We start from the raw sequence: 207 nt of genomic DNA on the forward strand, positions 1-207 counted from the left end.
GTGTTCAGCGCCTCCGCCAACACGGTGAAGATCCCGTCTAAGACCGGTGTCGTCTACTACGTCAACGGCGTCCGCAAGGGCACCGGCACCCACACCTACGCCGGGATCGGCACCGTCACCACGAAGGCCTCCACCGGCTCCTACAAACTCGCCGGCACCCAGTCCTGGAAGTTCGACAACCGCAACGCCGTCACTCCCACCAAACCC

Annotated in this window: 1 protein-coding gene; it reads left to right on the top strand. The window is 64.3% G+C overall.

What is annotated here, in order from left to right; genetic code table 11:
- Positions 1-207 (top strand): hypothetical protein (locus tag ACETWP_RS17405; protein ID WP_373973544.1); only part of this gene is annotated, 207 nt, incomplete at both ends.

Origin of the sequence: Arthrobacter halodurans, assembly GCF_041877255.1 — a bacterium.
Classification (GTDB): Bacteria; Actinomycetota; Actinomycetes; order Actinomycetales; family Micrococcaceae; genus Arthrobacter_N; species Arthrobacter_N halodurans.